We start from the raw sequence: 14,968 nt of genomic DNA on the forward strand, positions 1-14,968 counted from the left end.
GCCTTTCCGACTGCGCTCAGGACTTTTGGTTTCGGCGGCCCCAACTCCTTGCGGAATCAGGGGCGAATGGAACGCAGACGTCTTCTCCAGTTGGCGCTGACCGCCCCCCTCGCCGGGGCCGGCGCCTTGCTGTTCCCGCACGCCGCGGGCGCCCAGAGCAAGCCCCGCCCGGCGGCGCGGCCGCGCATGGTGGTGCTCGACCCCGGCCATGGCGGCATCGACCCGGGCGCCATCGGCGCCCGCGGCACGCAGGAAAAAGAGATCACCCTGCACATCGCGCAGGAGGTTGGGCGGCTGCTGTCCCGGCAGCACAAGCTGGGGGTGACTCTGACCCGCGACGGCGACCGCTTCCTGGCGCTGGGCGAGCGGGTGGACGCCGCGCGCGCGGCGCGGGCCGACCTGTTCGTGTCCATCCACGCCGACAGCGCGCCCAACCGCGAGGCCCGCGGCCTGTCCGCCTACACCCTGTCCGAGAAGAGCTCCGACTCCTTCGCCGCGGCGCTGGCGCACAAGGAGAACGCGGTGGACCGGCTGGGTGGCGTCGACGTGAAGGACGCCAAGAAGGCCGTGAAGGAGATCCTGCTCGACCTGACGGCGCGCCACACCAAGCACGCGGCGCTGGTGGCCCGGCACGCGATCGTGAAGGGGGCGGGGAAGGATATGCTGCTGCTGGACAACCCGATGCGCTCGGCCAACTTCGCGGTGCTCAAGGCGCCGGACATCCCGTCCGTTCTGCTGGAGACCGGCTTCCTGTCGAATCCGAAGGACGAGGCGATCCTGCGCGACCCCAAGGCGCGGCAGAAGATCGCCCGCGTTCTCGCGCGCGAAATCGCCGGGCTGGTGACGCGCGCGCCCTTCGCCTAGCCCGGATTCCTTCGCGCTCGCAGCGAGTGAAACATTCGTGCATCACCCCGGGACAAAACCACGATGAAGCCTGACACCCCCAAGATTCCCCATTGCCAACGCACCTGCGGCATGACTTTTTCCGCCCGCCCGTTCTTTCGGCGGGCCGGGGATCGGAGGCAGAGCGTGTCGGGGTTTGGCCGCCTTTGGGCGCTGGTCGGGATGGCCGCTGTCGCGGGTCTTGAGTCTGGCTGCGCGCCCGTCGTGCTGGGCGCCGCCGGGGGCACCGCCGTCGTCGCGGCCAGCGAGCACCGGGGCCTGTCCGGCTTCGCCTCGGACACCGAGATCAAGGCCCGCATCAACCATCTGTGGTTCCAGCATTCGCTGGAAATGCACAGCCGCATCGGCCTGACGGTCGACCAGGGCCGCGTGCTGCTGACCGGACGCGCCACCGACGCCCAGATGCGCCTCGACGCCGTGCGCCTGTGCTGGCAGGTGGAGGGCGTCAAGGAAGTCATCAACGAGATCCAGGTGGACACCGACTCGGGCATCATGGACAGCGCCCGCGACACCTGGATCACCACGCAGCTGCGCACCAAGCTGACCTTCGATTCACAAATTCATAGCCAGAATTTCAGCATCGATACCGTCAACGGCGTCGTCTATCTCATGGGTCTGGCCACCCACCAGGGCGAGCTCGACCGCGTGATCGAGCACGCCCGCACGCTGCCGAACGTCCAGCGTGTCGTCAATTACGCCCGCGTCCTCTAGCGCACCAGGGTCTCCGCACCGCCATGGCCATCCTGCCCGCCCCCGCCCGTCGTCTTGCCGCCTCCGCCGCCATGAGCCTGCTCATGGCGCTGGCGGCGTTCACCGTGGCGGTGGGGGCCGCCGGCACCCCGGCGATGGCGCAGCAGCAGCCGCAACCCGACCAGGGTCCGGCCAACCGCCTGTTCGTCCAGGCGATGCAGATGATCCGGCAGGCGGACAACACCTACGACATCGCCGAGGAAAGCCGCTTCCTGAAGGAGGCGGACCGGCTGCTGAACGAGATCGTCGTCAAGTATCCGGACAGCGCGCTGGCCGTCCAGCTCGTCACCAACCAGTTCGTCGGCGACTTCGACTTCTTCGAGTTCCGCTCGCGCATCCGCTCGCTGGTGTGCAACGAGCCGATGACCTCGCTGTGCTTCCTGCACCGGGTGGCTGAGATGCTGCCCCCGGTGGAGACGCCGATCACCGCCGCCCGCTGGGACTGGCTGTCGCTGGCCGTCGCCTACAACACCATCGGCGACACCGCGCGCGCCAAGGAGATCATCGCCCCCTTCGTCAGCGCGGTGCGCCGCGGGGCGGCGGCCGACGGAGCCGGCCAGGACCTGTTCGTCGCCCGCGCCCTCGCCCTGATGGGGCAGAACCAGCTCGCGCTCGACATCACCCGGCAGATCCCGGAATGCTCGACCCGCATCTACAACCTCGCCGACATCGCCAAAGCGGCGGCGTGGCGCGGCGACATGGCGCTGGCCGGCCAGCTCGCCGATGAGGCCAAAGCCTACGCCACCGCCCGCAACTGCAGCTGGGAACTCGGTCTGGTCGCCCAGACGCTGCTGCGCGCCGGCAAGGAAGGCGCGGCCCGCACGCTGTTCCTGAACACGGTGGAGACGCAGTTCTCCAAGTTCCGCGAGACCAAGACGGACTGCTGCCCGCCGGAGCTGGCCGTCGCCGCGGCGGAGCTGGGCGACACCAATCTGGCCTTGGGCCTGCTGCGCACGGTGCAGGACGAGAATCCCTGGACGATCCCGGCGGTGCTGGGCCGCATCGCCCGCCGCTCCGACGCCTCGGTGGCGCTGTCCTACGCCGAGCAGGTGCAGGACCTCGACATCCGCGGCGAGGCACTGGCCGAGCTGATCGAGGCGGCGCTGAAGCGCGGCGACCCGACCAGCGCCAACGAGCTGATGAAGCGGCTGACCCGTCTGGTGGACGATTCCGCCGGCCGCCGCCCCGGCCTGCTCGCCCAGAAGGCCAAGGCGGAGAAGGTGATGTACGGCGACGACCGCTGGCGCAAAAGCTTCCAGGGCTCGCTCAACGCCGCCGACCGGGCGAGCAACTTCGTCCGCCGCGACATCGGCGCTCCCCTGCTCGCCGCCCTGGTGCGGATCGAGACCGGCCTGCCCATGCTTGACTGAGGCTGGCTGGCGGCCCCGTCAGGGCCGCGCCGCCAGCACCACCAGCCCGGCCACCGGCGCGCCGCTCTCGTGGCGCAGGGTATCCGGGGCGAGGCGCAGGACGGTCAGCCCCGCCGCGGTCAGGCCGTCCCGCACATGGCCCTCCGTATGGGCGTAGCGGCCGTGCGGACCAACCCGCCAGGGCGCACCACCGTCCCCCAGCCGCTCCACCGTGAAGGCCAGCCGCCCGCCGGGCCGCAACGCCGCGGCGGCCCGCGCCAGCACCCTGTCCAGCGCGCCGAAATAGCACAGCACGTCGGCGGCCGCGATCAGGTCGAAGGCCGCCGGTCGGGCCTCCAGGAAGGCGCCGAGTTCGGCCTCCTCCAGCGCGTCGTACAGGCCGCGGGCGGCGGCGCGCTCCAACATGCCCGGGGACAGGTCCACCCCGACCAGACTCCGCGCCGTCCCGCGCAGGAAGGGACCGCACAGGCCGGTGCCGCAACCGGCGTCCAGAACCTCCAGCGTCCCGTCCGCGGCGATCCCGGCGTCGGCCAAGGCCGCGGCGAGCAGCGTCGGCGCGCGGTAGCCCAGCTCGCCGAGCAGCTTGTCGTCGAACTCCCCGGCGAACAGGTCGAACACCTGCCGGACATAGGCGTCGGACGCCCGTTCCCCGGCGTCCAGCCCGGCGACGGCGGCGCCGATGTGGCGGGCCACCGGATGGCCGGGATGATCGCGCAGCCAGAGCCGGGCGAAGCACGCCGCCTCCTCATGCCGTCCCGCCTCGTGAAGCAGGTAGAGGGCGCCGGACAGGTTGTCGTGCGCCTCATCCCAGCCGGGCCGCAAGGCCAGCGCGCGGCGGTAGGCCGTGGCGGACTCGGTCAGCCGGTCGCCGTCGCGCAGCAGGTTGGCGAAGTTGTTGAAGGCTTCCGCATAGGCCGGCTCCTCGACCAGCGCCCGGCGGAAATGCCGCTCCGCCGGCCCAGCGTCGCCCGCTGCCTTCAGGGCCGAGGCCAGATTGTAGTGGACCAGTGGATGGTCGAGGCCGCAGGCCAGCGCCTCACGGTAGGCCACCACCGCCTCCTCCGCGCGGCCCAGGGCACGCAGCACGTTGCCCAGGTTGTTGTGCGCCTCCGCAAAGCGCGGGTTCAATCCGAGCGTGCGGCGGTAGGCGGCCTCCGCCTCCGCGGCCAGCCCGTTCGCGGCCAGGGCGTTGGCCTCGGCGTAGAGGCGCATGGCCTGAGCGGCCAATCCACCCAGCCTCCCCATGCCACGGGCGAGCAGACCCGGACGCGACGGCGGGGGGCGGGGCGGATCGCTCGGCTCGGACACGGAACAGCTCCTGAATGGGGCATGGGCTAACAGCATCTTTACCGGGAACCAGTGAACATGGCACTCCCTTCCGGCAACAGACCGGCGGCAACAGACCGGCGGAATGCCCCGCGACCCGGGGCCGGATCGGGCAGACGGAAAAGGCGACCCCCAATGAACCAGCGCCCCGATCAGGCTTCGCCGACCTCACCGGACGACCTCTCCGCCCGTCTCGGCCGTGCCGTCGCCCACCATCGGGCGGGGCGGCTGGCCGATGCGGAACGCGACTACCGCGCCGTACTCGCGGCCGACCCGAGCCACCCCGACGCGCTGCACCTTCTGGGCGTGCTGGCGCTCCAGGCCGGGCATCCCGGCCCCGCTGTCGAGCTGATCGAAGAGGCCATCCGGCAGGCCGCCGGCGTCGCCGACTACCACGACAATCTGGGAAGCGCGCTCGCCGCTCTGGACCGTCACGCCGAGGCGGCGGACGCGCACCGCGTGGCCGCCGCGCTGAACCCGCTGGCGGCCCGGCCGCGCCACAATCTGGGCAATGCCTTCCAGGCGCAGGCGCTGCCGGGTCTGGCGGCGCTGGCATTCACGGCGGCGGTGGAGCTCGATCCGGGCTACGCGAAGGCCTGGTGCAATCTCGGCGGCGCGCTCCGCGCCCAGAACCGCCTCGCCGACGCCCTGCGCGCCTTCGCCCGCGCCACGGTGCTCACGCCCGCGATGGTCGAGGCCCACATCAACCTCAGCGACGCGCTGTCCACCGCCGGGCGGCTGGACGAGGCGCTGGCCCAGGCCCGTGCCGCGTTGCGCCTGCGGCCGGACGACGCGAAGGCCCATCATACGCTCGGCGCCGCCCTGCAGCGCAAAGGCGCCTACGAGAGCGCGGAAATCGCCTACCGCGAGGCACTGAAGCGCGCGCCCGACAACCCGGTGACGCTGAACGATCTGGGCAGCGTGCTTCTCAAGCTGGGACGCCCCACCCAGGCCGAGTGGTGCTTCCGCAAGGCGCTGAGCCGGAATCCGCACGCCGTCGAGGCCATCCACCACCTCGGCAAGGCGCTTCAGGCGCAGGGGCGGTACGCCAAGGCGGAAGCCTGCTATGAGGAGGCGCTGGCCCACGCCCCGAACCTCGCCGCCGCCAGCGACGACCTCGCCATCATCGCTCTTCTGCACGGGCGGCTGGAGCGCGGCTGGGAAGGCCACGAGCGGCGCTTCGCCGCCGGACGGGTCCGGCCCGACCGGCGGATCGACGCGCCCCGATGGCGGGGCGAGGGGCTGCGCCGGCGCCGCCTGTTGGTCTGGCGGGAGCAAGGGGTCGGGGACGAGATCCTGTTCGCCTCCTGCTACAACGACGTGATCGCCTGGGGCGGCGGGCCGGTGACCATCGAGGCCGACCCGCGGCTTGTAAGCCTGTTCGCCCGCTCCTTCCCGCGCGCGACGGTGCGGGCGGAAACGCTGGACGCCGACGGGCGGGAGACGGTGGTCCCCCCGGACGCCGATCTCCAGCTGCCGGCGGGCAGCTTGCCCGCCCTGCTGCGGGGATCGCTGGAGTCTTTCGACCAATTCACGCCCTGGCTGAAGCCCGATCCAGCCCGCACCGCCCTGTGGCGGGAGCGGCTGGACGCGCTGGGTCCGGGCCTGAAGGTCGGCATCGCGTGGCGCAGCCAGCTGGTCACGCTCGAGCACAAGGGCGCCTACACCACACTGGACCAGTGGGCGCCGCTGTTCGCCCTGCCGGGGTTGGTGTTCGTCAATCTGCAATATGGAGATTGCGCGGCGGAGATCGCCGCGGCGGAGGCGCGGTTCGGCGTGACCATCCATCGCTGGGACGACCTGGATCTGAAGGATGATTTCGAAGCCGCGGCGGCCCTGACGTCCAATCTGGATCTCGTCATCGCCCCGGCGATGGCGGCGGGCGAACTGGCCGGCGCCCTGGGCGTGCCGGTGTGGCGGTTCGGGCACCGCGACTGGACCCAACTCGGCACCGGCATTCGCCCCTGGTTCCCGACCATGCGCCTGTTCCAACCGCACCCCGGCGAAACCTTCGACGATGTCCTCTCCAACATGGCGCGCCGCCTTGCCGCGATGCGGCCGGCTCAGGTCCGCTTGGCCGCTCCCCCGCGGGTGCCCCTTCCCGCCGATCCGGAAGCCATTCTGAACGACGCCATCGCCCTGCACCGGTCCGGACAGTTGGACGCCGCCATGGCGGCCTATCGCTCGGTGCTCGATCTGGCACCACGCCACAGCGACGCGCTTCATCTCCTCGGCCTGACCCAGCATCAGGCGGGCCATCACGCGGAGGCGGAGCGCCACATCACGGCGGCGCTCCGGACCGATCCGGATTTCCCCACCGCCTGGAACCATCTGGGCCTTGTCCAGCAGTCGCTGGACCGCCCGGAGCACGCCCTCGCCTGTTTCCGCCGGGCGATCGCCCTGCGCCCGGACTTCCCCGAGGCGATGACCCACCTGGGGCTGAGCCTGAACCGGCCGGACCGGTTGGCCGAGGCCAAGCGCTGGCACCGCCGGTCCATCCTTATCGCACCGGCCAACCCGGCGGCCCACACCAACCTGGGCTTCGCCTGCGAGGTGGAAGGCCGCTTCGACGCCGCCGAGGTTCATTACTGGCGCGCGCTGACCCTGCGGCCGGACTCCGCCGACACTCTGAACAACCTGGGCACCCTTGCCAAGATGGCGAACCGGCCGGCCCTCTGCCGGCACTTCCTCGACCGTGCCCTGCGGGTGGCCCCCGGGCTGGCCCTTGCCGCCTGGAACCTTGGGCTGCTGGCTCTGGCGGACGGCGACCTGATCACCGGCTGGGCCGGCTACGGGCGGCGTTTCTCCGCCCGCCAGCTTCAGCGGGCGCGCCGCATCGCGCTGCCCATGTGGAACGGCGAGCCTCTGCGCGGGCGCCGCCTGCTGGTCTGGCCGGAGCAGGGGCTGGGCGACGAGATCCTTTTCGCTTCCGTTTTCGGCGACCTGAAGGACAGCGGCGGAACCGTGGTGCTGGAATGCGACCCGCGGCTGGTGACCCTGTACGCCCGCGCCTTCCCCTGGGCGATCGTGCGGGCGGAATCCGTCACCGCCGATGGGTGGGAACAATTCGATCCGCCCGATTGCGACCTGCAGATCGCCGCCGGCTCCCTGCCCGCCCTGCGGCGCGACCGGCTGGAGCGCTTCCCCGCCCGTCCGGCCTTCCTGCAGCCCGATACGGAGCGGGCCGCCCTCTGGCGGGAGCGGGTGGACGCGCTCGGCCCCGGCCTGAAGGTGGGCATCAGCTGGCGCAGCCAGATCATCACGGCTCACCGTGAGGGCGCCTACACCCGCATCACCGACTGGCTGCCGTTGCTGGAGGTGCCGAGTGTCCGGGTCGTGAACCTGCAATATGGCGATTGCGCCGCCGAACTGGCCTCCATCGAGCCGGACGGCGTGCGGCGCGTCCATCGCTGGGACGATTTGGACCTCAAGAACGACCTGGAAGGGGTCGCTGCCCTGATGGCGGCGCTCGACCTCGTCATCCTGCCCGCCACAGCCGCCGGAGAACTGGCGGGCGCCCTGGGCGTGCCGGTCTGGCGGCTGGGCGGCCGGGACTGGACTTGGATGGGCAGCGGCGTCCGGCCCTGGTTTCCCACCCAAAGGCTGATCGCCCCACAGCCTGGCGAGGCCTCCGCCGACATGATCCGTCGGGTCGCCCGGATGCTGACCCGAATGGCGCCCGGCCATATCCTTTAAGAGGTACGACTGAGCAAGAATGCTCAATCTTTCGGTATAATCCCGCAACGAATGGCAAGGGGGAGGTCTATGCGGCGGATCGTCCTACCCCCCATCGTAAGGGGCGGACACACCTCGTCATTGGAGTACTAGGACAAAAGTTTGGGGTTGTTTGGCGGCACGGATGGGTAAACACTATGGTTTCCGGCCTGCCGGACTTGGCAGGAGCCGGTTCGATCTGACGGAGAGCAGCCCATGCACACTGATGCTCGCCTATCTTCCCTGCAGGAAAAGCACCTGCGTCTCGACCGCGCCATCCTCGACGAGGAGAAGCGTTCGTGGCCTGACGAAAGTGCCATCAAGCGGATGAAGCTTGAGAAGCTCCACCTCAAGGAAGAAATTGATCGTTTGGCCAGAACCAGTCACAGGGTGAATTAGCACCCTTCCGGATCGATCCGATTCGTAAAGCCGGGAGCGACGGACGGTTCGCTCCCGGCTTTCTTTATCCGCCGTTTGCGCGACCGGGTTCCGCCGCGGCGCGAAGCGCGGCCAAACGGCGCGCGATCGTCGGCAGGGCGCCGGACGCTGGCTCCCCCGGCGGCGCAGAAATCAACGCCATGCTCGGGAACCAGGGCCGCGCCCCGGTGCCGAGCGCCGTCCAATCCCCCTGCGGCCCGAACCGCCAGACCGGCACGCCCAGCGCCCCCGCCAACTCCCCCACCGAACTCGCCGGTGTGACGACGAGGTCGAGCGCGGTCATCAGGGCCGCCACACCGTCCAGATCGTCCTTGAGGTCCAGATCGTCCGGGCGGTGGATGGTCACCCTGAGCCGGCGCTCCGCCTCGGCGATTTCGGCGTCGCAATCGCCGTATTGCAGGGTGATGAAGACCACCCCCGGCACCGCGAAGACCGGTGCCCAGGCATCCAGCGGCGCATAGGCCCCGCGGCGCTCCGCGGTCATCAGCCCGCTGCGCCAAGCGATCCCCACCTTCAGGCCGGGGCCGAGCGCGTCCACCCGCTCCCGCCACTGGACGACCCGCTCCGGGTCGGCGACCAGGAAGGACGGGCGCGATGGAAAGCGGTCGAAGCGGGGCCGCAGCCAGCGCGGCAACGATCCCATCGCGACATGGCGGTCGATTCCGGCGCAGGGCGCTTCGGGGTTCGCCGGGGCCGGACGCCACTCCGCCCTGGGCAAGGACCGCGCGAACAGGGCCACCAGCCGCCGGTCACACTCCACCACCACGGCGGCGGCCCGCGCGATCAGTTCATCCAGGCAGCCCGCGAACAGGATCTCGTCCCCGATTCCCTGCTCCGCCCAGACCAGAAGGCGCAGGCCGGCGGGGTCCTCCCCTTCCCAGGCGGGGACGGCGACGGCGCGGGCGGCACCGGACAGTTCGCGGGCGCGGAAGCGGGCATCATAGCCAAGCCAACCCGACTCCAGTCTGCCGCGGGCGAGGTCCAGAAGACCGAGGTTGAAGGCGGCCGCCGGGTGTCCAGGTTCCACCGCCAGAGCGCGGCGGCACCGGCACTCCGCCGCCGCGGTCTCGCCCCGGTCGCGCAGCAGCCGTCCCAGATTGGCCAGCACATCCCCTTGCGCCGGCGCCAGGGCCAGCGCGAGCGCCAGAGCCCGCCTTGCTTCATCGAACCGCCCCGCCCGGCGCAGCACCACCGCCAGATTCAGCCATCCGTCCTCGCGGTCCGGGGCTAGGCGCAAAGCGTGGCGATGGCGCTCTTCAGCCGCCTCCAGCGCGCCGAGCCGGGTCAGCACCGCGCCCCAATTGTCGTGCGCCTCCGCCAGCGCGGGCTCGGCCAAGGTCGCCCGGCGGTGGGCCTCGGCGGCGGCGGTCAGGTCGTGCGCCGCCTCCAGCGCGTTGCCGAGGTTGGTCAGCGCCGCCGCGGCAACCGGCTGCAAGGCGAGAGCGAGACGGAAGCGGCGCACCGCCTCCGGCGCACGGCCGAGAGCCAGCAGCACGGTTCCCAGGCTCGCCTGGGCGGCGCCGTAAGCGGGCAGCGCGTCCAGGGAGCGGGCGATTCGCGCGGCCCCTGCGGCGGAATCGCCGGTTTGATGCGCCAGCAATCCCGACAGGTGAAGGGCGACCGGATGGTCCGTCCGGACTTTCAGAACACGCTCGTACAGGGGGGCCGCCTCGGCCAGCCGGCCGTCCCGATGATGGGCGACGGCTGTCTCCAACAGCGCGTCCGGATCGTCCGGAACGTCCTGCGGCAAGCCACCGGGCGGTGGGTCGTCATCCGTGGGCATGAGCCGACGCAGCGCGTTCGCCATCCGGCCCATGACCGCGTCCAGCCCTTCGCCGGGGCGCGGCTGGAAGAGGCGCATCGACGGGAACCACGGACGGGCGCCGGTGCCGAGTTGCGTCCAGTCGCGGTGCCCGAACCGCCACATGGGCACGCCCAGGGCGCCGGCCAGTTCGCCGGAGGAGACGGCGGGCGTGAGGACCAGATCCAGATTGGCGGTCAGGGCCGCCGCGCCTTCGAAATCGTCCTTCAGATCCAGGTCGTCCCAGCGATGGATGGTCACGCCGAACCGCGCCTCCGCCGCGGCGACCTCCGCCGCGCAATCCCCGTATTGAAGGTTGATGAAAACCACTCCCGCCAGCGCGAACAGCGGCGCGAAGGCATCCAGCGTGACGTAGGCGGCCCGGCGCTCGCCATCCATGACTTGGCTGCGCCACGCGATGCCGACCTTGAGCCCCGGCCCCAAAGCGGCCAGCCGGTTCCGCCAGCGCTCCAGGCGTCCGGGTTCGGGCACCAGCCAGGGCTGGGCCGGGAAGCGCTTCAAGTCCGACCGCAGCAACCGCGGCAGCGACGCGGCGGCAACCTGCACGTCCACGTCATGCGCCACCACCGTCGGCGGACGGACCGTGGCGCCGGGGAGCGAGCGGGCGAGCAACGACACCAGACGACGGTCACATTCAATCACCACATGACCGGCGCGGCGCAGCAGGTCGGGATAGCAGGAGGCGAACAGGATCTCGTCGCCCACCCCTTGCTCCCGCCAGACCAGCAGGCGGGCGGAGGAGATGTTCTCGCCGCGCCAGGGCCGGGCGGCGAAGCGCCGCTTCTGGTCACGGAATTGGGGGGTGTCGAACCGCCAGTCATGCTCCGCCCATCCGGAGCGAAGCTCGCCCTGCTCAAGCAGCAGGAGCGACAGGTTGTAATGAGCGGTCGGCAGCGCCGGATTGCACCGGATCGCTTGGCGATAGGCCGCGATCGCCTCCACCGGCCGCTGGCGCCGCGACCAGTGCATGGCGAGATTCGCCTGGGCCTCCGCCATCTCCGGCGCGCGGTCGACGGCGCGGCGGTGGCAGGCGAAGGCCTCGTCGACGCGGCCGAGCCGGTCGAGCGCGCTGCCCCGGTGGCTCCAGGCGGCGGCGGATTCGGGCGCAATCGTGGTGGCGCGGCGGAGCAGCCGCTCCGCCTCGGTGGGCTGGTCTGCGGTCAGACGGAGCGCACCGAGAGCCACCAGGGCGTCCACCTCCGCCGGCGTCAGGGCGAGCGCCCGCCGGTGGCTCCGCTCGGCTCCCGCCCGGTCCTCGCGCTCGGAGAGCAGGTGCCCCAGATGGACATGCGCGAGGCCGAGTGACGGGCGAATCCTCAGGGCGCGGCGCGCGCAGGCTTCCGCTTCCTCCGCCTCGCCCCTCCCCCGCAGGATGGCGGCACGGTTGAGCCAATGCTCCGCTCCGTCCGGACAGAGCAGGACGGCGTTGCGTTGAGCTGCCAAAGCCGCGTCCTGCCGGCCCGTCGCCCGGCAGGCATCGGCCAAGGCGGCGTGCGCGGCGGCATTGCCGGGATCGGCCTTGACCGCAAGGGACAGAGTGGCCGCCGCTGCCCCTGCGTCGCCCTGCCGAAGCCGCAGAATGCCCAGGAGATGAAGGGCCACCGGATGCTCCGGGGCGGCGGCCAGGGCCGTCCGGCAAGTGATGTCCGCTTCCCTCAGCGCCCCGGCGCGGTAGCGCGCGATGGCCTCGCCGATCAGAGGTGCGACATCGACGGGCGCCATGGGTGGACGGCTCGGCTCGGCTCGGACCGGCCGCGCCAGATCGCGCAGGGTTTGCGCGATGCGCGCCACGACGGACTCCAGCGCCTCGCCGGGACGAGGCTGGAACAGACGCATCGTTGGGTACCAAGGGCGGACACTGGTGCCGATCTGGGTCCAATCGCGGGCGCCGATGCGCCATACCGGCACGCCCAGCGCTCCGGCCAACTCGCCGGTGGACACGGCGGGCGCGATGACCAGATCGAGCGCGGCGGTCAGGGCGGCGGCACCCTCGAAATCATCCTTGAGGTTCAGGTCGCGCCAGCGATGGATGGTCACGCCGAAACGCGCCTCTGCCGCCGCGATCTCCGCCTCGCAATCGCCGTACTGGAGATTGACGAGACGCACTCCGGGGATGGTGAACAGCGGTGCGAAGGCGCCCAGGGTGATGTAGGCGGCCTTTCGTTCGGTCGTCATCAACTGGCTGCGCCAGGCGATGCCGATCGTCAGGCCCGCCCCGAGGGCGGCCAGCCGGTCCCGCCAGACGGCGAGGCGTTCCGGGTCGGGCACCAGCCAGGAATGGGGCGGGAAACTCGCCAGATCCGGCCGCAGGAGGCGCGGAAGAGCCCCGGCGGCGATCTGGGCGTCGCAGTCCGGAGGGACCAAGGTCTCGGTTCCGTCGGGAGTTGCGGTTTCCGCACGGACGGTGGCCCAGGGAAAGGAGCGGCTGAACAGGCTGACCAGCCGATGGTCGCACTCCAGGATTACCTGACCGATCCGGCCCGCCGCCGCGCGATCCGCCAGGGCGGGATAGCAGGACGCAAACATCAGTTCGTCCCCCACCCCCTGCTCGCGCCAGACCAGAAGACGGCGAACGACCGCTCCGTCGTCCCGCCAGAGCGGCGCCGCGATGGTGCGCTCCGGATGCTCCTTGGCTTTGAAGCGGTCCCGATAGGCCTCCCAGCCTTCCCGCAGATTGCCTGTCGCCAAGCTGACCAAGGCGAAGTTCAGCCGGGCGGCGGCCAACGTCGGGTCGATGCGCAGCGCCCAGCGCAGGACTTGCTCCGCCTTCGCCACGCGCATCGACTGCCAATGCAGCATGCCGAGGTTGGCATAGGCTTCCGCATGCCCCGGGTCGATGGACAGGGCGCGCCGGTGCGCGGCCTCCGCCTCCTCGTTCCGTCCCAGCACATTCAGAGCAAGACCGAAGGTGGTGACCGCGATGGCGCTTTGCGGTGCCAAGCGGACGGCGCGCCGGTGCAGGCGCAGCGCCTCCCGCCAGTCATCCCAATCCTTGAGAACGTTGCCGAGGTTGGTGTAGCTGTCGGGATAGTCGGGCTGAACGATCAGCGCCCGACGGTACAGCGCCGCGGCGGCTTCTGCCAAGCGCGCGCCCCGCCGGGAATTTCCGAGATTGTTCAAGGCCTTGCCATAGGCTGGCTGAATCGCCAGGGCCCGCTGGAAGACACGCGCCGCCTCCTTCGGGCGATCGATGCCATCAAGGCCGGTGCCCAGGTTGTTGAAGGCCACGGCATCGGCGGGATGCAGCGCGACGCACGCCCGCAGCGCGGTCACCGCGGCGGCATGGTCACCCAGGTCGAGCAGCGCCACGCCCAGATTGTTCCACCCCCCCGCCAGAAGCGGGTCCCGCGAGAGCGCGTGCCGGTAGCGGGCAACCGCTTCCGCCAACCGCCCATCCCCTTGAAGCGCGCTGCCCAGATGGAAGAGCAACCGTGCGTTCCGACCAGCGTCGGCATCGACCGCCGGAGCCAGAACCGCCGCCGCCTCGGCGAAGGCGCCACGCTCGTTCAGCAGGGTCCCCAGATCCCGCGCCACCTCGCGGTCGGTCGGATCGTCGGACAGGGCACGGCGCAGGCACAGTTCCGTGTCGGGATGGTTCAGGACGCGCAGGACCAGCGCCAGACTGCGCCACGCCCCCGCATGATCCGGCTTCGCCTGGACGACCTGGTAGAAGGCCAAGGCCGCCTCGTCGAGACGGCCTTGGCGGCGATAGAGAACCGCCAGATCGAAACGGGTCGTCGTGCGTCCGGGATCGGCGCGCAGCGCCTCTTCATAAACCGCGATGGCGTCGCCGATCCGCTCTTGTCCCTGCAGAAGGAGTCCGAGATTGCCGAGCGCCTCGGCATAGCCATCCTGAAGCGCGATGGCGCGGTGGTAGGCCCGGGCGGCTGCGTCCTGTTGGTCCCGATCGGCGAGGACATTACCCAGACCGTTGTAAGCCGGAGCGAAGGACGGATCGGTCGCCAGGACCATCCGAAAGCACGCCGCCGCCTGATCGGGCTGGCCGGCCTGATAAGCGGCGACGCCCGACAGGTGGCGGGCATCGGCGTGGGCTGGATCGGCGGACAGGATGCGGCGGTAGAGTTGCCGCGCCCCATCCAGGCTGCCCGCACGGTGCAAGGCGATGGCGTCGGTCAGAAGCGCGTCCGCCGAACAGCCATCCCCTCCTTCAACGGCCGTTTCGTTCACGGCGCCGGATCGGTAACCGGGCTTTCCGCCGCCCCTTCGGAGGCCCCTTCGGAGGTGTTGGGCGAGCCCTCGGAGCCGCCCTTGAACATTTTCCGACAGATTTTCAAGGCGCGGTAATAGTTGCGGGCCTCGACCAGCCGCTCGATCTCCTCGAGGTCGTCACGGCAATCCGGACGGGCATCGCGCGTCTCGGCCAATATCGCGGCGAAGCGCTGGAGGTTGAGCACAGCGTCTTCGGGGAAGATGTAGATGAGCTGTATGACGAAGTAGAGTTTCTTCTCGATGCAATCAATCTGTTCTTCTTTCAACACCTCTCGCCCACGAAGGAAGTTGGCGGTGTTGTAAAGAAAGAAGGAACCGGGACGATCACCGGCCCCGATGACCGCACCGTTGATGATGACCTTTTCATTGGGGCGGAGAACGAACTTCAGAGGCATGAAACGGACCCGGTCCTTGT

General features: G+C 70.6%; 8 protein-coding genes. 5 read left to right on the forward strand and 3 right to left on the reverse strand.

What is annotated here, in order from left to right; translation table 11 throughout:
• Nucleotides 1-66 precede the first annotated feature (66 nt).
• The 3 genes from FHW79_RS09900 (at nt 67) to FHW79_RS09910 (ending at nt 3,023) form a co-directional block, all read left to right on the forward strand.
• Complete coding sequence (locus FHW79_RS09900; RefSeq protein WP_183178743.1) at nt 67-864, forward strand: N-acetylmuramoyl-L-alanine amidase; 798 nt, start codon at nt 67-69, stop codon at nt 862-864.
• Between the two features lie 201 nt (nt 865-1,065).
• Nucleotides 1,066-1,614: a BON domain-containing protein gene (locus FHW79_RS09905; protein WP_247884255.1), complete on the forward strand. Its 549-nt coding sequence runs from the start codon at nt 1,066-1,068 to the stop codon at nt 1,612-1,614.
• Nucleotides 1,615-1,637: 23 nt separating this feature from the next.
• Nucleotides 1,638-3,023: a hypothetical protein gene (locus FHW79_RS09910; protein WP_183178745.1), complete on the forward strand. Its 1,386-nt coding sequence runs from the start codon at nt 1,638-1,640 to the stop codon at nt 3,021-3,023.
• Between the two features lie 18 nt (nt 3,024-3,041).
• On the opposite strand, the gene FHW79_RS09915 is transcribed toward FHW79_RS09910, so the two are convergent.
• On the reverse strand, nt 3,042-4,331 hold the full coding sequence (locus FHW79_RS09915) for a methyltransferase (protein ID WP_183178746.1): 1,290 nt from the start codon (nt 4,329-4,331) through the stop codon (nt 3,042-3,044).
• Between the two features lie 153 nt (nt 4,332-4,484).
• Between FHW79_RS09915 and FHW79_RS09920 the strand changes: the two genes are divergently transcribed.
• Nucleotides 4,485-8,045, forward strand: coding sequence for a tetratricopeptide repeat protein (locus FHW79_RS09920; protein ID WP_183178747.1), 3,561 nt, complete (start codon nt 4,485-4,487; stop codon nt 8,043-8,045).
• Nucleotides 8,046-8,279: 234 nt separating this feature from the next.
• Nucleotides 8,280-8,462 (forward strand): YdcH family protein, encoded by a 183-nt coding sequence (locus tag FHW79_RS09925; protein WP_014198642.1) that lies wholly within the window; start codon nt 8,280-8,282, stop codon nt 8,460-8,462.
• A 64-nt stretch (nt 8,463-8,526) separates the two neighbouring features.
• Here FHW79_RS09925 and FHW79_RS09930 read toward each other — a convergent pair whose 3' ends face one another.
• A complete protein-coding gene (locus FHW79_RS09930) occupies nt 8,527-14,511 on the reverse strand; it encodes a tetratricopeptide repeat protein (protein ID WP_348984100.1) in 5,985 nt (1,994 codons plus the stop codon).
• Nucleotides 14,508-14,948: a flagellar biosynthesis repressor FlbT gene (locus FHW79_RS09940; protein ID WP_183178748.1), complete on the reverse strand. Its 441-nt coding sequence runs from the start codon at nt 14,946-14,948 to the stop codon at nt 14,508-14,510. Before FHW79_RS09940 ends, FHW79_RS09930 begins: the two co-directional genes overlap by 4 nt.
• Nucleotides 14,949-14,968: the final 20 nt, after the last annotated feature.

Source organism: Azospirillum sp. OGB3 (assembly GCF_014192915.1).
Taxonomy (GTDB): Bacteria; Pseudomonadota; Alphaproteobacteria; order Azospirillales; family Azospirillaceae; genus Azospirillum.